Source organism: Phytoactinopolyspora endophytica, from assembly GCF_004138495.1.
In the GTDB taxonomy this organism is placed as follows: Bacteria; Actinomycetota; Actinomycetes; order Jiangellales; family Jiangellaceae; genus Phytoactinopolyspora; species Phytoactinopolyspora endophytica.
The window spans coordinates 200,058-201,923 of the sequence record NZ_ML142853.1 but is presented as its reverse complement, the minus strand read 5'-3'; the positions used below and the strand labels follow the sequence as shown (position 1 = coordinate 201,923).

General features: G+C 69.4%; 2 protein-coding genes. Both read right to left on the bottom strand.

The window, feature by feature from the left end; all coding sequences use genetic code 11:
* Positions 1-1,199, bottom strand: a 1,199-nt coding sequence (locus ELR45_RS11790; RefSeq protein ID WP_165367691.1) for an ABC transporter substrate-binding protein, incomplete at its 3' end; no start/stop codon positions are given.
* Positions 1,200-1,282: 83 nt separating this feature from the next.
* A partial coding sequence (locus tag ELR45_RS11785) for an ATP-binding cassette domain-containing protein (protein WP_205856439.1) occupies positions 1,283-1,866 on the bottom strand: 584 nt, incomplete at its 5' end.

Below are 1,866 nucleotides of genomic sequence, written 5' to 3'. Positions count from 1 at the left end.
ACCTGGACGCCGATCGCTCTCAGCTCGGAGGAGACGGCCTGGGCGAACTCACGGAACTCCGAACCGCGGAGCTGAAGCTCGTACGTCGCGTCGAAGTCAAAACCCGCGTCCTCGAGTGCCGCCTGGGCGGCCGCCGGGTCATACTCGACCGATTCCTGCGGCGAGTAACCGAGGACCGGAGGCGCGACGATCGAGTCCGCCAGCTCGCCGGTCTCAGGGTGCAGCGCCTGAATGATCTCCTCGAAGTTCACCGCCTGCCACAGCGCCCTGCGGACCTCGGCGTCGGCGAACGCGTCCCTGCCGGAGTTGATCCACATCGTGTAGGTGGCGTTGCTCGGCACGGTCTCGATGGCGAGGCCGCCTTCCTCCTGTAGCGCCGGCACCTGGTCGTCGGGAACGCCCCAGGTGAGGTCGACCTCGCCGGTGCGCAGCGCGGTCATACGGGCGGCGATCTCCGGGATGAACTGGATCTCGATCCCCTCAACGTCCGGCTCACCGCCCCAGTAGTCCGGATTCGGGGCCAGCGCCAGCGTCTCCTCTGGTGTGAAGCTCTCGACCAGGTAAGGACCGGAGCCGATGGGGTCGGCGAAGAAGCCCTCCTCGTCGAGATGCTCGGCGGGAGCGATCCACACATTGGTGAGCTGGCCGAGTAGCGCCGGGTTGCCGGCCTCGGAAGTGAACACGACGGTCGCGTCGTCGGGTGCCTCCATCTCCACTCCGGCGACGTTCCCGGAGACGGGCCCTTCCAGCTCCTGGATCCGCTCGATCGAGGCCACCACGTCGGCGGAGGTCACCGGCGTGCCGTCGGAGAACACGGCGTCATCGCGGAGGGTGAACTCCCACTCGGTAGCGTCGTCCGAGACGGTCCACTCGGCGGCGAGCTCGGGCTCGTAGCCGTCGTCGGTGGCGCCGACGAGGCGCTCGAAGATGGCCCGGCCCGCGAGCTGGGTGCCCAGGTCGGCTCCCATGTCGGCGTGCGGGTCGAGGGTGGTGATGGGGCGCTGGCTGGCGACGGTGACGATGCCTCCGGCGCCGTCACCCCTGCCGCTCGCGCCGTCGTCGTTCTCGCTGGTGCTCTCGTTGTTGGTGCCGCCGTTGCCGGCGTCGTCGGACGCGCCGTCGTCCCCTCCGCAGGCGGCGACGAGCAGTGCCGCGACTCCGAGGAGAACCGGAAGACGGTAAGTGCGATGGTGCGACATCGTCGTCTCTCCAATCGATTGTTGGTACGTATTAGATCGTGGATAGGGCCGACCCCGGACGGGCGTCGGCGCGGGCGTGCCGGCTACGTCTCCGACACCTCCAAGTCCAGGGCGGCGTCCAGCAGCATCCGGGTATAGGGGTGTTGCGGCGTGCGGTACAGATCTTCGGTCCCGGCCGTCTCGACGATCTCCCCGCTGCGCATCACTGCGATGCGGTCGGCGATCTGGCGTACGACGCCGAGGTCGTGCGAGATGAACAGCAGGGACAGGCCGTGCTCGTGACGTAGGTCGACCAGCAGCCGCAGGATCTGCGCCTGCACCGAGACGTCCAGGGCGGACACCGCCTCGTCGCACACCAGCAGCCGTGGCCGAAGCGCCAGCGCGCGGGCGATGCTGACCCGCTGGCACTGTCCGCCGGACAGCTCGGTCGGCCTGCGCTCGGCCACGCCGCCGTCCAGGCCGACCTCGTCGAGCAGCGCTCGGACCGCATCCCGCTGGTTACCGTTCGGAGCGGCGTCCGGATGCGCCTGCCACGCCTCCCGGATGATGGCACCGGCCGTCATCCTCGGGTTGAGCGACGAGCGTGGGTCCTGGAACACCATCTGGATCGCCCGCTGGACCTCGGAAGGGCGTCCGCGGACCGGCCCGAGCGGCGTGCCGTCGTAGG